This window comes from Allobosea sp. UC22_33, assembly GCF_042700715.1.
Classification (GTDB): domain Bacteria; phylum Pseudomonadota; class Alphaproteobacteria; order Rhizobiales; family Beijerinckiaceae; genus Allobosea.
On the sequence record NZ_CP170556.1, the window covers coordinates 213,821 to 229,578 of the forward strand.

Annotated in this window: 15 protein-coding genes and 1 pseudogene; 3 read left to right on the forward strand and 13 right to left on the reverse strand. The window is 68.2% G+C overall.

What is annotated here, in order from left to right; all coding sequences use genetic code 11:
• Nucleotides 1–8 precede the first annotated feature (8 nt).
• The 5 genes from ACFJGT_RS01025 to ACFJGT_RS01045 form a co-directional block, all read right to left on the reverse strand.
• Nucleotides 9–1,001: a branched-chain amino acid ABC transporter permease gene (locus tag ACFJGT_RS01025; protein ID WP_377844946.1), complete on the reverse strand. Its 993-nt coding sequence runs from the start codon at nucleotides 999–1,001 to the stop codon at nucleotides 9–11.
• 19 nt (nucleotides 1,002–1,020) lie between these two features.
• Entirely contained in the window at nucleotides 1,021–1,908 is an 888-nt protein-coding gene (locus tag ACFJGT_RS01030) for a branched-chain amino acid ABC transporter permease (RefSeq protein ID WP_377844949.1), read from the reverse strand.
• 175 nt (nucleotides 1,909–2,083) lie between these two features.
• A complete protein-coding gene (locus ACFJGT_RS01035; RefSeq protein WP_377844951.1) occupies nucleotides 2,084–3,286 on the reverse strand; it encodes an ABC transporter substrate-binding protein in 1,203 nt (400 codons plus the stop codon).
• Nucleotides 3,287–3,346: 60 nt separating this feature from the next.
• Complete coding sequence (locus ACFJGT_RS01040; RefSeq protein WP_377844952.1) at nucleotides 3,347–4,093, reverse strand: ABC transporter ATP-binding protein; 747 nt, start codon at nucleotides 4,091–4,093, stop codon at nucleotides 3,347–3,349.
• Nucleotides 4,080–4,850: an ABC transporter ATP-binding protein gene (locus ACFJGT_RS01045; RefSeq protein ID WP_377844953.1), complete on the reverse strand. Its 771-nt coding sequence runs from the start codon at nucleotides 4,848–4,850 to the stop codon at nucleotides 4,080–4,082. Before ACFJGT_RS01045 ends, ACFJGT_RS01040 begins: the two co-directional genes overlap by 14 nt.
• A gap of 440 nt (nucleotides 4,851–5,290) precedes the next feature.
• Here ACFJGT_RS01045 and ACFJGT_RS01050 point away from each other — a divergent pair, with 440 nt between their 5' ends.
• The gene (locus ACFJGT_RS01050) at nucleotides 5,291–6,904 is read left to right on the forward strand and encodes a caspase family protein (RefSeq protein WP_377844954.1); all 1,614 of its coding nucleotides are present in this window, start codon (nucleotides 5,291–5,293) and stop codon (nucleotides 6,902–6,904) included.
• A 73-nt stretch (nucleotides 6,905–6,977) separates the two neighbouring features.
• On the opposite strand, the gene ACFJGT_RS01055 is transcribed toward ACFJGT_RS01050, so the two are convergent.
• Nucleotides 6,978–7,886: a LysR family transcriptional regulator gene (locus tag ACFJGT_RS01055; RefSeq protein ID WP_377844957.1), complete on the reverse strand. Its 909-nt coding sequence runs from the start codon at nucleotides 7,884–7,886 to the stop codon at nucleotides 6,978–6,980.
• 94 nt (nucleotides 7,887–7,980) lie between these two features.
• Here ACFJGT_RS01055 and ACFJGT_RS01060 point away from each other — a divergent pair, with 94 nt between their 5' ends.
• Nucleotides 7,981–9,213, forward strand: coding sequence for a CynX/NimT family MFS transporter (locus ACFJGT_RS01060; protein ID WP_377844959.1), 1,233 nt, complete (start codon nucleotides 7,981–7,983; stop codon nucleotides 9,211–9,213).
• Here ACFJGT_RS01060 and bluB read toward each other — a convergent pair.
• The 5 genes and pseudogenes from bluB to cbiE all read right to left on the reverse strand — a co-directional run bounded on the left by bluB (nucleotide 9,188) and on the right by cbiE (nucleotide 13,501).
• The gene (bluB, locus tag ACFJGT_RS01065; RefSeq protein WP_377844962.1) at nucleotides 9,188–9,799 is read right to left on the reverse strand and encodes a 5,6-dimethylbenzimidazole synthase; all 612 of its coding nucleotides are present in this window, start codon (nucleotides 9,797–9,799) and stop codon (nucleotides 9,188–9,190) included. The two genes, ACFJGT_RS01060 and bluB, sit on opposite strands and share 26 nt — an antisense overlap.
• Nucleotides 9,796–11,124 (reverse strand): cobyrinate a,c-diamide synthase, encoded by a 1,329-nt coding sequence (locus tag ACFJGT_RS01070; protein ID WP_377844964.1) that lies wholly within the window; start codon nucleotides 11,122–11,124, stop codon nucleotides 9,796–9,798. Before ACFJGT_RS01070 ends, bluB begins: the two co-directional genes overlap by 4 nt.
• The gene (cobM, locus tag ACFJGT_RS01075; RefSeq protein ID WP_377844966.1) at nucleotides 11,121–11,885 is read right to left on the reverse strand and encodes a precorrin-4 C(11)-methyltransferase; all 765 of its coding nucleotides are present in this window, start codon (nucleotides 11,883–11,885) and stop codon (nucleotides 11,121–11,123) included. Before cobM ends, ACFJGT_RS01070 begins: the two co-directional genes overlap by 4 nt.
• Nucleotides 11,882–12,274 carry a cobalamin biosynthesis protein gene (locus ACFJGT_RS01080; protein WP_377844968.1) on the reverse strand — a complete coding sequence of 131 codons (393 nt, stop codon included), beginning with the start codon at nucleotides 12,272–12,274 and terminating at the stop codon, nucleotides 11,882–11,884. The genes cobM and ACFJGT_RS01080 overlap by 4 nt, the downstream gene beginning before the upstream one ends.
• Nucleotides 12,271–13,501, reverse strand: a pseudogene (cbiE, locus tag ACFJGT_RS01085) (precorrin-6y C5,15-methyltransferase (decarboxylating) subunit CbiE). Before cbiE ends, ACFJGT_RS01080 begins: the two are co-directional and overlap by 4 nt.
• Before the next feature lie 19 nt (nucleotides 13,502–13,520).
• Here cbiE and ACFJGT_RS01090 point away from each other — a divergent pair.
• Complete coding sequence (locus tag ACFJGT_RS01090) at nucleotides 13,521–14,285, forward strand: cobalt-precorrin-6A reductase (RefSeq protein ID WP_377844970.1); 765 nt, start codon at nucleotides 13,521–13,523, stop codon at nucleotides 14,283–14,285.
• Here the strand turns inward: ACFJGT_RS01090 and cobJ are convergent.
• Both cobJ and ACFJGT_RS01100 read right to left on the reverse strand, forming a co-directional pair.
• Complete coding sequence (gene cobJ / locus ACFJGT_RS01095; RefSeq protein WP_377844972.1) at nucleotides 14,228–15,019, reverse strand: precorrin-3B C(17)-methyltransferase; 792 nt, start codon at nucleotides 15,017–15,019, stop codon at nucleotides 14,228–14,230. The genes ACFJGT_RS01090 and cobJ overlap by 58 nt on opposite strands.
• The gene (locus tag ACFJGT_RS01100; RefSeq protein ID WP_377844974.1) at nucleotides 15,016–15,756 is read right to left on the reverse strand and encodes a precorrin-2 C(20)-methyltransferase; all 741 of its coding nucleotides are present in this window, start codon (nucleotides 15,754–15,756) and stop codon (nucleotides 15,016–15,018) included. The genes cobJ and ACFJGT_RS01100 overlap by 4 nt, the downstream gene beginning before the upstream one ends.
• Nucleotides 15,757–15,758: the final 2 nt, after the last annotated feature.

Here is a 15,758-nt window from a genome sequence, read left to right on the forward strand (position 1 = left end):
GCCGCCGATCAGAGCGGCTTCTTGATCGCCTTGGCGATGACGCCGACGATGCCCTCGCGGAAGAGCAGCACGCAGAGCACGAAGATGCCGCCCTGGACGACCGTGACCCAGGCGCCGAGCGTCGCGAGATAGTTCTGCATGGCGACGATGACGATGGCGCCGACGATCGGCCCGAAGACGGTGCCGAGCCCGCCGACCAGCGTCATCAGCACGACCTCGCCCGACATCGTCCAGTAGACGTCGGTCAGCGAGGCCAGCTGGAAGACGATCGCCTTGGTCGCGCCGGCAAGCCCTGCGAGCGTGGCCGAGAGCACGAAGACCATCAGCTTGTACTGGTTGGCGCGGTAGCCGAGCGAGATCGCGCGGGGCTCGTTGTCGCGGATCGCCTTGCAGACCTGGCCGAAGGGCGAGTGGATGACGCGGTAGATCAGCAGCAGCCCGCCCATGAAGATCGCCGCGACGAGCCAGTAGAGCGCGCGGTCGTCGGCAAGGCTGATCAGGCCGAGGAACTTGCCGCGCGGCACGGCCTGGATGCCGTCCTCGCCGCCGGTGAAGCGCGGCGTCTGCAGCGAGAAGAAGAACACCATCTGGGCCAGCGCCAGCGTGATCATGGCGAAATAGATGCCCTGGCGGCGGATGGCGAGCGCGCCGAAGACGAGGCCGAGGACCGCGCCGACGGCGGTGCCGAACAGGATCGCGAGCTCCGGCGTCAGGCCCCAGTGCTTGGCGGTATAGGCGCTGACATAGCTCGCCATGCCGAAATAGGCGGCGTGGCCGAAGGAGAGCAGGCCGCCATAGCCAAGCAGAAGGTTGAAGGCGAGCGCGAACAGCGCGAAGCAGAGCACCTTCATCACGAAGACGGGATAGGCGACGAAGGGCGCGATCACGAGCGCCACAGCGATGGCGATGAACAGGTTGCGGTGCAGGCGCGCCGTGCTGTCGTCGGTCTCGGCGAGCGCGAGGCCGGCGGCGGGAGCGTCGGTGGAGGCGAGGTCGGTCATGTCGTTGTCCTCGCTTGCGTCAGGCCGCGCGGCCGAACAGGCCGGCAGGCTTCACCAGAAGCACCAGCACCATGATGACGAAGATCACGGTGGCCGCGCCTTCCGGGTAGAACACCTTGGTCAGGCCCTCGATCAGGCCGAGCGAGAAGCCGGTGACGATCGCGCCCATGATCGAACCCATGCCGCCGATCACAACGACGGCGAAAACGACGATGATCAGGTCGCCGCCCATGTTCGGATTGACCGAGTAGATCGGCGCGGCGAGCACGCCGGCGAAGGCGGCAAGCGCGACGCCGAAGCCGTAGGTCAGCGTCACCAAGAGCGGCACGTTGATGCCGAAGGCCTGGGTCAGCGTCGGGTTCTCCGTGGCAGCCCGCAGATAGGCGCCGAGCTTGGTCTTCTCGATCAGGAACCAGGTGCCGAGGCAGACCACGAGCGAGGCGACGATCACCCAGGCGCGGTAGTTCGGCAGGAACATGAAGCCGAGATTCTGACCGCCGGTGAGCTGGGGCGGGATGGCATAGGGCAGGCCGGACGAGCCGTAACTGTTGCGGAACAGGCCCTGGATGATCAGCGCCAGGCCGAAGGTCAGCAGCAGCCCGTAGAGATGGTCGAGATGAGCGATGCGCTTCAGCAGCAGCCGTTCGACCGCGACGCCGGTCGCGCCGACGATGATGGGCGCCAGCAACAGGGCGGCCCAGTAGTTCAGGCCGAGATAGTTCAGGCACATCCAGGCGACGAAGGCGCCCATCATGTACTGCGCGCCATGCGTGAAGTTGATGATGTTGAGCAGCCCGAAGATCACCGCCAGCCCGAGGCTGAGGATGGCGTAGAACGAGCCGTTGATCAGGCCGAGTAGGACCTGACCGAACAGCGCCTGCGGCGGGACTCCGAGAAGTTCGAACATGCGGGGCTCAGATCATCGTATGGGGCGGGCTCTCGAACCTCTTCGTCATCCCGGCCAGGCGAAGCGCCGTGCGGGGATCCATCGTAGAGTTCCGGAGCCCTCCGATGGATCCCGGGTCGACCTGCGGTCGCCCGGGATGACGGCGGAGGACGTCTAGGCGGCGTTCAGCCGGGGCTTACTTGACGAGCGAGCAACCGGTTTCGGCCAGCGGCTGGAAGGCCTGCTCCGCCGGCAGCACCGAGACCTGCTTGTAGTAATCCCACGGACCCTTCGACTCCGAGGGCTTCTTGACCTCGTAGAGATACATGTCGTGCATCTTGCGGCCGTTCGGACGGATCGTGCCCTTGCCGAACAGCGGATCGTCCGTCGGCATCTCCTTCATCTTGGCGACGACGGTGGCCGAATCCTTGCTCTTGGTCGCCTCGACCGCCTTCAGGTAGTGCAGCAGCCCGGAATAGACGCCGGCCTGCACCATGGTCGGCTTCTTGCCGCCGTTGAGCTTGGCGAAGCGCTCCGACCAGGCGCGGGTGCCGTCGTCGCGATCCCAGTAGAACGACTCGGTCAGGACCAGGCCCTGTGCCGCCTGCAGGCCGAGCGCATGCACGTCGCTGATGAAGACCAGGAGCCCTGCGAGTTTCTGGCCGCCCGCGACGATGCCGAACTCGCCCGCCTGCTTGATCGCGTTGGTGGTGTCGCTGCCGGCGTTCGCAAGGCCGATGACCTTGGCCTTGGAGGCCTGGGCCTGCAGCAGGAAGGACGAGAAGTCGGTGCCGGGGAACGGGGTCTTGACCGAGCCTACGACCTTGCCGCCGGCCTTCGTGATCGTGGCGGTGGCGTCGCGCTCAAGCGCATGGCCGAAGGCGTAGTCCGCGGTCAGGAAGAACCAGCTGTCGCCGCCCGCCTTCACCATGGCGCCACCCGTGCCCTGCGCCAGCGCGTAGGTGTCGTAGGTCCAGTGGATGGTGTTGGCGTTGCAGGCCTTCCCGGTGAGGTCCGACGAGCCCGCGCCCGAGTTGATGTTGACCTTGTTCTTCTCCTTGGTGATCTGGCTGACCGCCAGCGCGACCGAGGAGGTCGGAACGTCGAGGATCAGGTCGACGCCGTCCTGGTCGTACCACTGCCGCGCGATGGTCGAGCCGACATCGGGCTTGTTCTGGTGGTCGGCCGCGACGATCTCGACCTTGATGCCCTTGTCGGCCGCCTTGAAGTCCTCGACCGCCATGCGCGCCGCAATCACCGAGCCTTCGCCGGCAAGGTCGGCATAGAGGCCCGAGCGGTCGTTCAGCACGCCGGCCTTGACCGTGATCTGCTGGGCGAGGGCGGGAGCCGCCATCAGGGTCGCGAGCGCCGTGGTCGCGAGAATCGTCTTCAGCTTCATGATCGTTCTCCCTCTATCGATACCGGGCGAGCCGGTTCTGTTCTGGTGGATCGCGCTGCTTCAGACGCCGAGATAGCGATGCAGCTTGTCGATATTGGCGTCGAGCTCGGCATTCGGGATCATGTCGATCACCTTGCCTTGCTCGACCACATAGTGCCGGTCCGCCACCGTCTGGGCGAAGCGGAAGTTCTGCTCGACCAGGATGATGGTGAAGCCGTCCTGTTTCAGTTTCGCGATGGTCCGGCCGATCTGCTCGATGATGACAGGCGCGAGCCCCTCGGTCGGCTCGTCCAGCAGGAGCAGATGCGCGCCGGTGCGCAGGATGCGGCCGATCGCCAGCATCTGTTGCTCGCCGCCGGAGAGCTTGGTGCCCTGGCTCTTCAGCCGCTCCTTGATATTGGGGAAGAGCGTGAAGATCGCGTCGAGCGAGAGCCCGCCGGGGCGCACCTGCGGCGGCAGCATCAGGTTCTCCTCGACCGAGAGCGAGGCATAGATGCCGCGCTCCTCCGGCACGAAGCCGATGCCGAGCCGGGCGATCGAACGCGACGGCAAGGCGATCGTCTCCTTGCCCTCCAGCACGACCGAGCCCTTGCGCTTGCCGATCACGCCCATGATCGATTTCAGCGTCGTGGTCTTGCCGGCGCCGTTACGGCCGAGCAGCGTCACCACCTCGCCGGCCGCGACGTCGAAATCGATGCCGTGCAGGACATGGCTCTCGCCATACCAGGCCTCGAGCCCGCGTACCTTGAGCAGCGGGGCGGTGCCTGCAGCGCTTGCCGGCGTCTTCAGGGCCTCAGTGGTGGCCATGTCCGCCTCCCGAGCCGATATAGGCCTCGACCACGCGCGGGTCCTTCGAGACGGTGGCATAGTCGCCCTCCGCCAGCACCTGGCCGCGCGCCAGCACGGTGATGCGGTCCGAGAGCGAGGCCACGACCGAGAGATTGTGCTCGACCATCAGGATGGTGCGATTGGCCGAGATCTTGCGGATCAATGCCGCGATGCGGTCGACATCCTCGCGCCCCATGCCGGCCATCGGCTCGTCGAGCAGCAGCATCTCGGGATCGAGCGCCAGGGTGGTCGCGATCTCCAGCGCGCGCTTGCGGCCGTAGGAGAGCTCGCCGGCGGTCAGCCCGAGGAACGGGGTCAGGCCGACAGCGTCGACCAGGGCCGCCGCTTCCGCATCAAGCTCCTTCAGCGACCGTTCCGAGCGCCAGAAGTCGAACGAATCGCCGCGCTTGCGCCGCTGCAGGGCGATGCGGACATTGGTCAGCACCGAGAGCTGCGGGAACACGGCCGAGATCTGGAAGGAGCGGACGAGCCCGAGCCGGGCGATCTCCGCCGGCTTCTCGCGGGTGATGTCGCGGCCGTTATAGACGATCGCGCCACGCGTGGGCGCGAGGAACTTGGTCAGCAGATTGAAACAGGTCGTCTTGCCGGCTCCGTTCGGGCCGATCAGAGCGTGAATAGACCCGCGGCGGACGCTGAGGTCGACGCCGTTTACAGCTGTGAAGCCGGCAAATTCTTTTGTAAGACCTGATGTCGAAAGAATAGTATCCTCAGGCATGCCGGTTGCCAGCCCTCATCAGCTTTATCTTTCTTGGTTATGCGGTTCCCCTTGCATGTCATGCTGCACCGCGCTCCGGGCATAAGTCAACGCTGGCGGGTTTCAAAGCGGTCTTGGCAGACGCGCACTCATCCCTTCGTCTTATCTCCCGCGTCTCATGCGAACGAACGATGCGGGCGCCTCCGCTCGGGTCCGATGCTCGCGGTTCGGGCGCGCGATCCGGGACGCAATTTGAACCGACATGACGGCTCGCGCGACGAAGAGACGTTCCGGTTTACCATCGGAGCGTGTTGCGGTAAAAAAGACGGCCATCTTTCGTCCATATTGCCGCCGTGTTTCAGAATGTGCGCTGCGCCGACCGTTGCGGGCGGGCAGCCGATTGCCGGATTGGGGAGGTTGTCGTGAATTTCGCGTCTCTGGTTCCAGGGTTCCGTGCCCGAATGGCTGTCGCCTTTGCGCTGGTGCTCTCAGCGGTGGCGCTGGCCTCTCCCGGCTCTGCGGCCGTGCCCGAGCGGCGCGTCGCGCTCGTCATCGGCAACAGCGCCTATACGGCGGTGCCGCCGCTCGCCAATCCGCAGCGTGATGCCAAGGGCATCTCCGCCGCGCTGAAGCGCCTCGGCTTCGACGTCGTCGAAGGCTACGACCTCAAGATGGACGAGATGACGGGCATCGTGCGCGAGTTCGCGTTGAAGCTCGACGGCGCCAAGGCCGGCCTCGTCTATTATGCCGGCCACGGCATCGCCGTCGGGGACGAGAACTACCTCATCCCCGTCGACGCCACGCTGCGCTCTGAAGCCGATCTCGATTTCCGGGCGGTGAACGTCCAGCTCGTGCTGCGCCAGATGCAACGCGACGAGCGCGTCAACATCGTCATTCTCGACGCCTGCCGCGACAACCCCTTCGCCGCCCAGCTCGCGGCGAAGTCGCGCGCCGTCACCCGCGGCCTGACCGCGATCGAGACACAGTCGGCCTCCGGCATCCTGATCGCCTTCGCGACCGATCCGCGCGCCACGGCACTCGACGGTGAGCGCGACGGCAACAGCCCCTTCACCAGTGCGCTGCTCAAGCATATCGAGACGCCGGAAGTGTCGATCACCACGGTGATGGACCGGGTGCGCGCCGATGTCTGGGAGACCACGGGCAAGAAGCAGAAGCCCTGGACCAATTCCTCGATCATCGGCGAGTTCAAGATGAACCCGACGCTGAAGCTCGCCTCCGTCGATCCCGGCGTGGCTGCGACCAAGACCATCGACGCCGCCGTGCCGATGCCGGCCATGCCGGCGGCTCCCTCGCTCGACCGTGCCCAGATCGACATCAAGACTTGGGAAGTCGCCGAGCGCGGCAATTCGGCCGCCGATTACCGCGCCTATCTCGACGCCTTCCCGTCGGGCCAGTTCGCGACCTTCGCCCGCAACCGCCTCGCGAGCCTTGAAACCGCGAAGCCGGCGGCCGGCTTCTTGGAGACCCCTCCCGGCGTCAATGACGAAGCGCTCAAGAAGGAGATCGGCACGGCGCAGACCGAGACTGCGATGAAGCTGGACAATGCTGGCCGGCGCGAAGTGCAGACGCGCCTGCGCGTCAGCGGCTTCCAGCCCGGCAAGGCCGCGACGACCTTCGGCCCGAGCCATCGCAAGGCGATCCAGGCCTGGCAGAAGTCGCGCAGCATTCCCGAGACCGGCTTCCTGACCGCGATGCAGGTCAGCGCTCTCCGCGTCCAGAGCGAGACCGCCTATCAGGCCGTCCTCACCGAGGAGAAGGCCGCGGCCGAGAAGAAGCGCAGCACCAAGACGGCCGGCGAAGGCAAGGCTGGCGGCAAGGGGACGCGCAGCGTGACCTATGATGGCGACGAGATGTATCGGCGCGACCTCGCTCGCGAGCGCGGCGAAACCTATCGCGGCCCGGCCACAGCGGGCCGTGGCACCACCAGCACCGGCTATCAGGGCCGCGTCCGGACACGAGACGGCAACACCGGCGAAACTGCTGGCGCGGCGGCCTTCGGTTCCATCCTCGGCGGCGTGGTCGGCGGGGTGATCGGCGGCGGCTTCCGCCGCTGACGCACCGAATCCCGTTCTCACCACACGGAAAGCCGGCCTTTAGGCCGGCTTTTTTCGTTTCAGCCGTCGTGAACTATGGTTCGGCGCACAGCCGCGTCAGCGCCGCCGCGAAGCTGCGTGCCGCCGGGCCGAGCGGCGCGTCCAGCCGATGTCCGAGATAGGCCTCGGCCGGAAGCGCGCCGCGCCGGCCGAGCACGCCGGTCTCGACCCGCACCAGCCGGCCACTGGCGATATCTTCGGCTGCAAGCCAGCCTGGCAGCCGGCCCCAGCCGAGGCCGGCCCGGATCATCGCGTGCTTGATGTCCTGCCCGTCGACCCGGCAGGTCCGAGGCGAGACCACGCCGATATCGCGCTGGTGTGTCAGCGGCGAGCGGTCGAACTGGACGATCTGGAGATGGTCGGCGAGCGCAGCCGCATCGAGCGTCCGCCCGCCGGCCTGCCCCAGCGGATGGGAAGGCGCGGCGACCGCGATCATCTCGATCGAGGTCAGTGCCTCGATCGCGATGCGCGGATCGCGAAAGCTCTCGCCGACGATGACCGAGACCTGGCTGCGCGCGTCCAGCAGCGCCGTGATCGGGCCGCCCAGCGCCTCGGCCGAAAGCCGGATCGCGACGGACGGATAGGCCAGGCTCATCTCGGCGAGCGCCGCGCCGACCAGCAAAGGCGGGAACAGCACGTCGATGGTCAGGGACAGTTCGAGTTCGACGCCCTCGCGCAGTCCGCGCGCCCGGGCCCGCATCGCATCGACGCGCAGCAGCACGTCGCGCACATTGGCGAGCAGGGCGCGGCCTTCCGGCGTTAGCACTGGCCGATGGCCGGACCGGTCGAAGAGCGTGACGCCGAGCTCGCCTTCAAGCCTGGCGATGGCATGGCTGACCGCCGACTGCACGCGGCCAAGTGCTTTCGCCGCCGCGCGGAAGCTGCCGCTATCGCAGACCGCGAGAAACATGCGCATCTGGTCGAGGGAGAGATTGTCGAGCATGATCGATCTCATAGATCATTTCGATGAGAATTATCTCACTTCTGTCGATTGACCCGAAGGTGCATCAGAAGGCCCGGCAACGAGGTGACGCGGCTTGCACAAGATCGATGGAACGGCCAGGCGCGTGGCAGGCGCCGTAACGGACTGGTGGGTGGTTGTGCTGGTTGTCGCGGCGGGCATTGCCGCCTCGCTCCAGATCGGCAAGGCCGCGATCGCGATCCCGCTGCTGCAAACGGAGACGGGGCGCGATCTCGCCGTCCTCGGCTGGGTCAGCTCGATCTTCGCGGTGCTCGGCCTGTTCGGCGGCGTGCCGGTCGGCGCGCTGGCGACACGCTTCGGTGACCGGAGGATCCTGCTGTTCGGCCTCACCCTGCTCGCAATCGGCAGCGCGCTTGGAGCGATGACCTCCGGCCTCGGTCTCCTGCTGGCCTGCCGTGTCGTCGAGGGTTCGGGGTTCCTGATGGTCAGCGTTTCCGGCCCGGCTTTGCTGCGCCGCTGCGTCGGCGAGCGCGACCGGGAGATCGCGATGGCGCTATGGAGCTGCTTCATGCCGGCGGGCATGGCGCTGGCGATGCTGCTCGGACCGCTTTTCGGCGGCTGGCGCGCGATCTGGCTGGCGGGAGCGGGCTTCGCGCTGGTGGCCGGTGCGTCGGTCGCGCTGAGAGTACCGGCTTCGGCCGCCGGCGCGGCTGTATCCTGGCGGCAGCTCGCCGCCGATGCGGGCAACATGTTCCGGACGCGCGGGCCGATGCTTCTGGCTCTGTGCTTCGCGCTCTACGCCATGATGTTCTTCGCCGTACTCAGCTTCCTGCCCGTCCTGCTGATCGAGCGGATGCAGAGTTCCCTGGCGGTCGCAGGCCTGTTGAGCGGCCTCGCGACGGCGGGCAACATCGTCGGCAACCTGATCGCCGGCATGCTGCTGGCCCGTGGCGTGCCACGGCTCGCGGTCCTTGCTGGCGCCAGCCTGGCGATGGGGCTCGCGGCGGTTTTCGTCTTCCTGCCGCTCTTGCCGCCGGCGGGCGCTTTCGTATCCGGCATCTTGTTCGCGACGGCGGGCGGCTTCATCCCCGCGACCCTGCTCTCGACGGCTGCCGCGCTCGCCCCCCGTCCCAATCTGGTGCCGGCCAGCATCGGGCTCCTGATGCAGGGCAGCAATCTCGGTCAGGTCCTGGGCCCGGCCGTGGTCGGACTGGTGATCTCCGGCATCGGCTGGGCGGCTGCCGCCTGGCTCGTCGCAATCCTCGCCATTTTGGCGGTGCTCACCGCTTTTGGTCTGCGGCGCGATCTCGCCGGGCTGACGCTCAGCCGCGCTCCCAGCCAGCCCTGACCAGCTCGGGCACGTCGCCTTCCTCCTCCGGCCAGCCGACACAGAGATAGGCGACGAGCTTCCACTCAGGCGGTGTCTCAAGGGTCTTGGCGATCTCGTCGGGGTCGAGGATCGAGACCCAGCCGACGCCGAGCCCATGGATACGCGCCGAGAGCCAGAACTGGGTGATCGCAGCGACCACCGAGTAATCCAGCATCTCCGGCATGGTCCGCCGGCCCAGCCCATGGCCGCGCCCGGTGCCGTGGTCGCAGAACACCGCGAACTGCACGGGTGCCTCCCGCAGGCCTTCGAGCTTCAGGCGGGCATAGAGGGCCGCGCGCTCGCCCTCATAGGACGCGAGCGCATCCGCATTGCAGCGGCCGAAGCTCTCCTGCACGGCAGCGCGCTGCGCCGGCTCCGCAACGGGAATCCAGCGCCAGGGCTGCGCATGCCCGACGGAAGGAGAGAGACTGGTCTGCGCCAGCAGCATCTCGATCAGTTCGACCGGGACCGCATCGCGCTTGAATCGCCGGACATCGCGCCGCCAGCGCAGCAGCTCCTCGAACTGCCGGGCAAAGCCTTCGTCGAAGACCGGCGGCTCGCTCACGCCGACCCCGCCGTGGCGATGGCGTGGAAGAACGAGCCTGTGACCAGTCCGCGCCGGCTGCCGGCTGGTACAGGCGCCGAGCCATGGGGATCGGTCACCACGGCGAAGGCCGGGTCCTCGCCCTGCGCGACGATGCTGGCATAGTGGAATTCATGCCCGGTCAGCGCCGAGCCCGCCGGTCCGAGCGGGCCATCCGCCTCCAGAACCGCCCGGCGATAACCGAGATTCATCTTCCGCTTGGCGAAGGAGGTCTCGACCGAGAGCAGGCCAGCCATGGCATGGGCGACCCCATCGGCATCGGTCAGCGTGCGCCCGAGCACCATGTAGCCGCCGCACTCGCCATGCACTGGCCGGGTCGAGGCGAAAGACCGGAGCCCGTCGAGGAAACGGCTTGCCGCCGCGATCGTGCCCGCATGCAGTTCTGGATAGCCGCCCGGCAGCCAGCAGGCGTCGCAAGCCTCTGGCGGGGCCTCGTCCTTCAGCGGCGAGAACGGCACCAGTTCCGCGCCCGCCGCGCGCCAGCCCGCCTCGACATGCGGATAGACGAAGGAGAAGGCGGCATCGCGGGCGATGGCGATCCGCCGGCCCGGCGCGGGCAGGGGCGGGGTCGCATCGCCAGCCGTCGTCAGGAGCGTCGTGGCGCCGGCAGCAGCCATCACGGCATCGAGATCGATGGTCTTCGAGACAGCTTCCGCCAGCGCATCGAGCCTTGCGTGCAGGTCGGCTGTCTCGCCGGCCTGGACCAGCCCGAGATGGCGCTCGGGCAGGATCAGGCTCGCCTCGCGCGGCAAGGCGCCCAGCACGGGCAGGCCGATACGGTCCATGCCCTGCCGCACCAGTCGTTCATGCCGGGCACTGGCGACCTTGTTGAGGATCACGCCGACGACGCGGATGCGCGGATCGTAGAGCTTGCAGCCGAGCGCCACCGCGGCCACCGATTGCGCCGCCCCGGAAACATCGATGACGAGCACGACCGGCCAGCCCGTCAGCGCCGCGATATCGGCGCCGGCGCCGGTATGTCCCTCCGGTCCCGGTACGGCGTCGAACAGCCCCATCGAGCCCTCGGCGATGACGATGTCGGCGGCGTCAGCGGCTTCGCTGGCGATCCGGCCGAGCAGGCCGTCCGTCATCGCGTAGCTGTCGAGATTGGCGCTGGGCGCTCCCGTCGCGGCGGCATGGAAGGCCGGGTCGATATAATCCGGCCCGCATTTCAGGCCGCGCACGGTCAACCCGCGCCGCGTCATCGCGCGCTGCAATCCGAGCGTGATCGTGGTCTTGCCGGAGCCGGAGCGCGGCGCGGCGATGAGCAGCCCGCGCGCGCTCATGGCCCGCCCCGCGGCCGGAAGCGGCGGTCGTAATCGATCGAATAGAGCGCGCTTTCGTCGAAATCATCGGCCGCCATTGCCGGCCCGACGAGGATCAGCGCCGTGCGTTCGAGTTCGCTCGCCCGGACTTTCCCGGCGATATCGGCGAGCCTGCCCTGCAGCACGGTCTCGTCAGGCCATGTCGCGCGGAACACGACCGCGACCGGGCAATCGGCGCCGTAGAACGGCGTCAATTCCGCCACGACCTGCTCGACGACATGGATCGAGAGATGGATGGCAAGCGTCGCGCCGGAAGCGGCGAAGGTCGCGAGCTTCTCTTTTTCCGGCATGGCCGAGGCGCGGCCGGAGGTGCGCGTCAGCACCAGCGATTGAGCGACGCCCGGCAAGGTGAGTTCGCGCTTCAGCACGGCAGCTGCGGCGGCAAAGGCCGGAACGCCCGGCGTCACCGTATAGGCAATGCCTGCCCGGTCGAGCCGGCGCATCTGTTCGCCGCAGGCGCTCCAGATCGAAAGGTCGCCGGAATGCAGGCGCGCCACGTCCTGCCCGGCGCGATGCGAGGCCTCCATCTCGGCGATGATCGCATCGAGATCGAGCGGGGCGGTATCGACGATGCGCGCGCCGGGCGGGCACCAGTCGAGCATCGCCTTGGGGATCAGCGAGCCCGCATAGAGGCACACAGGCGAAGCCGCGATCAGGTCGCGACCGCGCAGCGTGATCAGATCGGGCGCGCCGGGGCCGGCGCCGATGAAATGGATGGTCATGCGAGGCTTCTGGCGAGCGCGCAGGTGACGCGCGCGGTTGCGATGCGCGGCTGCACCAGTTCGCCGCCCGGACCTGCCGCAGCCAGAGCCGCGGCCTCCGCCACCGAGCCGACGCCATAGAGCGAGGCGATCCGTGTCGAGCGCGTCGCGCAGGCCGCCTCGAAACCCTTCAGCGCCTCGTCGGGAATGGCGACGAGCTCGGCCGCACGTTCGGTGGCTGCCGCGATCATGCCGGCTTCCGCGACGCGGCTCGCCAGCGTGGCGAAGCGTGGCGTCGGCGCGCCGGCAAGCCCGGCGCTCGCCAGCGCCTGATCGAGGCAGGCGAGGATATCGGCGGCTTCCGTTCCGGGCCGGATGCCGATGCCGGCGACGAGGCGGCCCGCGCTCAAGGCTTCTCGACCCGCCATTGCGTCACCGGCATGGCCGGGCGCCAGCCATGCTTGCCGCCGACAGGCGCGAGCCGGTCGATCGAGATGCGGCGCAGCGAACCGCCATGCTCGGCATGGAGCGCGGCGAGCTTCGCCTCGCCCTCGATCGTCACGACATTGGCGACGAGGCGCCCGCCCGGCTTCAACGCGGCCCAGGCGGCGTCGAACAGGCCGTCCTCGGTCAGGCCGCCGCCGATGAAGACGGCGTCCGGCGCCTCGCGTCCGACAAAGCCGGCCGGCGCCTCGCCGACTACTTCGACGGAGAGTCCGCCGAGTTCCAGCTTGTTGCGCCTGATCCGCTCGGCCCGTTCCGGCTTGGCCTCGAAGGCGATGGCGCGGTTGCGCAGATGGCGCTGGCACCATTCGACAGCGACCGAGCCGGAGCCCGCCCCGACATCCCAGAGCAGTTCGCCACCGCGCGGGGCGAGCGCCGAGATCGTGATCGCGCGAATTTCGGACTTGGTGATCTGCCCGTCATGGGCGAACCACTCCTCGTCGAGCCCAGGCGCCAGTGGCAGGATGCGGGAAATCGCGGGTGGAAGCGACCTCGACCGCGATCAGGTTGAGCGGCACGATGTCGTTCAGGTCGAATGCATCGGCGCGGCATGCGCGGATGCGCTCCTGCGGCCCGCCGAGCGATTCCATCACCACGATCCGACTCGCGCCCATGCCGCGTGCGGTCAGGAGCTCGGCGACGGCCCGCGGCGTCGTCTCGTCCCAGGACAGGGCGAGGATGCGGGCCTCGGGCTGGAGATGCGGCACGATCCGGTAGAGCGTGCGGCCGTGCAGCGAGACCAGCGCGCATTCCTCCTGCGGCCAGCGCATCCGCGTGCAGGCCATCGAGAAGGAGGAGAGCTGCGGAATGATCCGCATTTCCTCGGCCGGGATAGCCCGGCTGATGCTGTTGCCGATGCCGTAATGGAACGGATCGCTCGTTGCGAGCACGCAGACCTTGCGGCCGCGCTCCCTGAGGATCTGTGGCAGAGCGTTGCGGAAGGGCTGCGGCCAGGGCCGCAATTCGCCGGGCACGGAGCCGACCAGCGCGATATGCCGTTCGCCGCCGAAGACGATCTCGGCCTCGTTCAGAGCAGCCAGCGCCTCCCGGCAGAGCCCTGCGGCCCCGTCCTCCCCGAGACCGATCAGCGCGAGCCAGGGCGCCGGCGTCTCTTGGCTCGACAGAGCCTCCATTTCACGCGAAACTGTGGCCATGACCGTCCTCATCCTCGGCGGAACGACTGAAGCTGCTGCGCTTGACCAGCACCTGGCTGATCAGGCTCCCGATATCCGTGCCATTATCTCGCTGGCGGGCCATACCGTCGATCCCCGCCCGACCAATCTGCCGGTCCGCACCGGCGGCTTCGGTGGCGTCGAGGGCTTGAGGCGCTATCTGGTCGAGGAAGGCATCGTCGCTGTCGTCGATGCGACCCATCCCTTCGCCGCGATCATGCCCTTCCATGCCGAACATGCCTGCAAGGCGGAAGGCGTGCCGCTGCTGGCGATTCGCCGCGATTCCTGGAAGCCGCGTCCCGGCGACCGTTGGAAATCCGTACAAGATATCGAGGCTGCCGCGCAGGCGCTGGGCGACGAGCCGCGGCGCGTCTTCCTGACGGTCGGGCGCCTTGAGCTGCCGGCCTTCGCCGACGCTCCCCAGCATCGCTATCTCGTGCGGGCGATCGAGCCGATCGGCGACCGTTTGCCGGTGCCGCATGTTGACGTCATCCAGCAGCGCGGCCCCTTCGATGCCGATGACGAGGAGGATCTGATGCGCCGCGAGGGCGTCGAGATCCTCGTCAGCAAGAATTCCGGCGGGCCGGCGACGGTCGGCAAGCTCGTGGCAGCGCGCCGGCTCTCCCTGCCGGTGGTGATGGTCGAGCGCCCGCCCAAGCCCGATGTCGAGACCGTCGATCATATCGATCAGGTCCTGCCCTGGCTGGTGGCGCAGGGCATCTTCGCGACCGAACGCGGCGTGTAGACGTAAGGCGCCGCACCCTCGCGCGCGATCAGGCGCGTGCTCGACGCCCCGATCATCACCAGCGTCGCCATGTCGGCGGTGCTCGCTGCGACTATGGCTTCGGCCAGCGTCAGGATGCGCAGGTTCTCGTCCGGCCGCCCGACCGCGCGGGCGAAGAGCACCGGCGTCGTCGCCTCGCGATGCTGCGCCGCCAGTTCCAGCGCCTTGCCGAGCTGCCAGGGCCGCGCCTTCGAGATCGGGTTGTACAGGCAGATCACCAGATCGGCGGCGAGCACCGCTTCGAGCCGCGCGGTCACGACCTCCCAGGGCTTGAGATTGTCGGAGAGTGAGATCGCGCAGAAATCCCCGCCGAGCGGGGCGCCGGCCCGCGCCGCCGCCGCCAGCATTGCGGTGATGCCGGGCTCGACCGTGATCGGAAGGGAACGCCATTCGGCGGGGCCTGCCTCTAGCGCCTCGAACACCGCCGCCGCCATCGCGAAGACACCGGGGTCGCCACCGGATACCACCGCAACCCTGCGGCCCTCCGCTGCCAGTCGCAGGGCATGCGAGGCGCGCTCGACCTCGACGCGGTTGTCCGAGGCGTGCTTGGTCAGTCCGGCCCGCTCGGGAACCCGGTCGACATAGGGGCCGTAGCCGACGATGTCTGTCGCGGCATCGAGAGTAGCCTGCGCCGCCGGCGTAATCCACTCCGGTGTACCCGGCCCAAGCCCGACGATGGTGAGCGAGCCCGTCACAGGCGCCGCCCCTCTCCGGGCACCAGCACCATCGCGAAATAGGGCGCCTCGTCATCGGCCTTGTCGACGAGACGCGCCACGACCTGCCGCGCCATGGTGGCGCGCTCGACATAGATCGCGCGCCCTTCCAGCCCGGCAGCGACAAGCGCGCGGCGCACCTTCGGCAGGTTGCGGCCGAGCTTCATGATCACGGCGGCGTCGGTATCCGCCAAGCGGCGCGTCAGCTCGGCTTCCGGCAGCGTGCCGGGCAGCACGGTCATCACGTCGTCGCCCCAGGTGATCGGCGCGCCGGCCTCGCCCCAGGCGCCGGTCATGCCGGTGACGCCGGGCACGACCTCGGTCGGGAAACGCTGCGAGAGCCGTCGCCACAGATGCATGAAGGAGCCGTAGAAGAACGGATCGCCGTCGCAGAGCACGGCGAGCGTCCGCCCGGCCTGCATCTCCACGGCCAGCCGCTCGGCGGCTTCCTCGTAGAAGGCCGCGATCGGCCCATCATAATCGGGGTCGCCGACGCTGGCCTCCACCGTCACCGGGAAGGCGAGCTCGATCTCGCGGGCCGGATCGGGCGCGATGATCGCGTCCGCCGTGCCGCGGGCATTGCCGCGCCGGCCGCGCTTGCAGAAATGCACGAGACGGTCGGCCGTGGTGATGATTTCGCGTGCCCTGACCGTCATCAGGTCCGGCGCGCCGGGACCGAGGCCGACGCCGTAGAGCAGGGTCTTCTGCGTCCCGCTCATCG

Excerpts from the sequence above, each read along its gene's own strand:
- ACFJGT_RS01025 (WP_377844946.1), bottom strand. The coding sequence starts at position 1,001 with ATGACCGACCTCGCCTCCACCGACGCTCCCGCCGCCGGCCTCGCGCTC.
- ACFJGT_RS01030 (WP_377844949.1), bottom strand. The coding sequence starts at position 1,908 with ATGTTCGAACTTCTCGGAGTCCCGCCGCAGGCGCTGTTCGGTCAGGTC.
- ACFJGT_RS01035 (WP_377844951.1), bottom strand. The coding sequence starts at position 3,286 with ATGAAGCTGAAGACGATTCTCGCGACCACGGCGCTCGCGACCCTGATG.
- ACFJGT_RS01040 (WP_377844952.1), bottom strand. The coding sequence starts at position 4,093 with ATGGCCACCACTGAGGCCCTGAAGACGCCGGCAAGCGCTGCAGGCACC.
- ACFJGT_RS01045 (WP_377844953.1), bottom strand. The coding sequence starts at position 4,850 with ATGCCTGAGGATACTATTCTTTCGACATCAGGTCTTACAAAAGAATTT.
- ACFJGT_RS01050 (WP_377844954.1), top strand. The coding sequence starts at position 5,291 with ATGGCTGTCGCCTTTGCGCTGGTGCTCTCAGCGGTGGCGCTGGCCTCT.
- ACFJGT_RS01055 (WP_377844957.1), bottom strand. The coding sequence starts at position 7,886 with ATGCTCGACAATCTCTCCCTCGACCAGATGCGCATGTTTCTCGCGGTC.
- ACFJGT_RS01070 (WP_377844964.1), bottom strand. The coding sequence starts at position 11,124 with ATGAGCGCGCGCGGGCTGCTCATCGCCGCGCCGCGCTCCGGCTCCGGC.
- cobM (WP_377844966.1), bottom strand. The coding sequence starts at position 11,885 with ATGACCATCCATTTCATCGGCGCCGGCCCCGGCGCGCCCGATCTGATC.
- ACFJGT_RS01090 (WP_377844970.1), top strand. The coding sequence starts at position 13,521 with ATGACCGTCCTCATCCTCGGCGGAACGACTGAAGCTGCTGCGCTTGAC.
- ACFJGT_RS01100 (WP_377844974.1), bottom strand. The coding sequence starts at position 15,756 with ATGAGCGGGACGCAGAAGACCCTGCTCTACGGCGTCGGCCTCGGTCCC.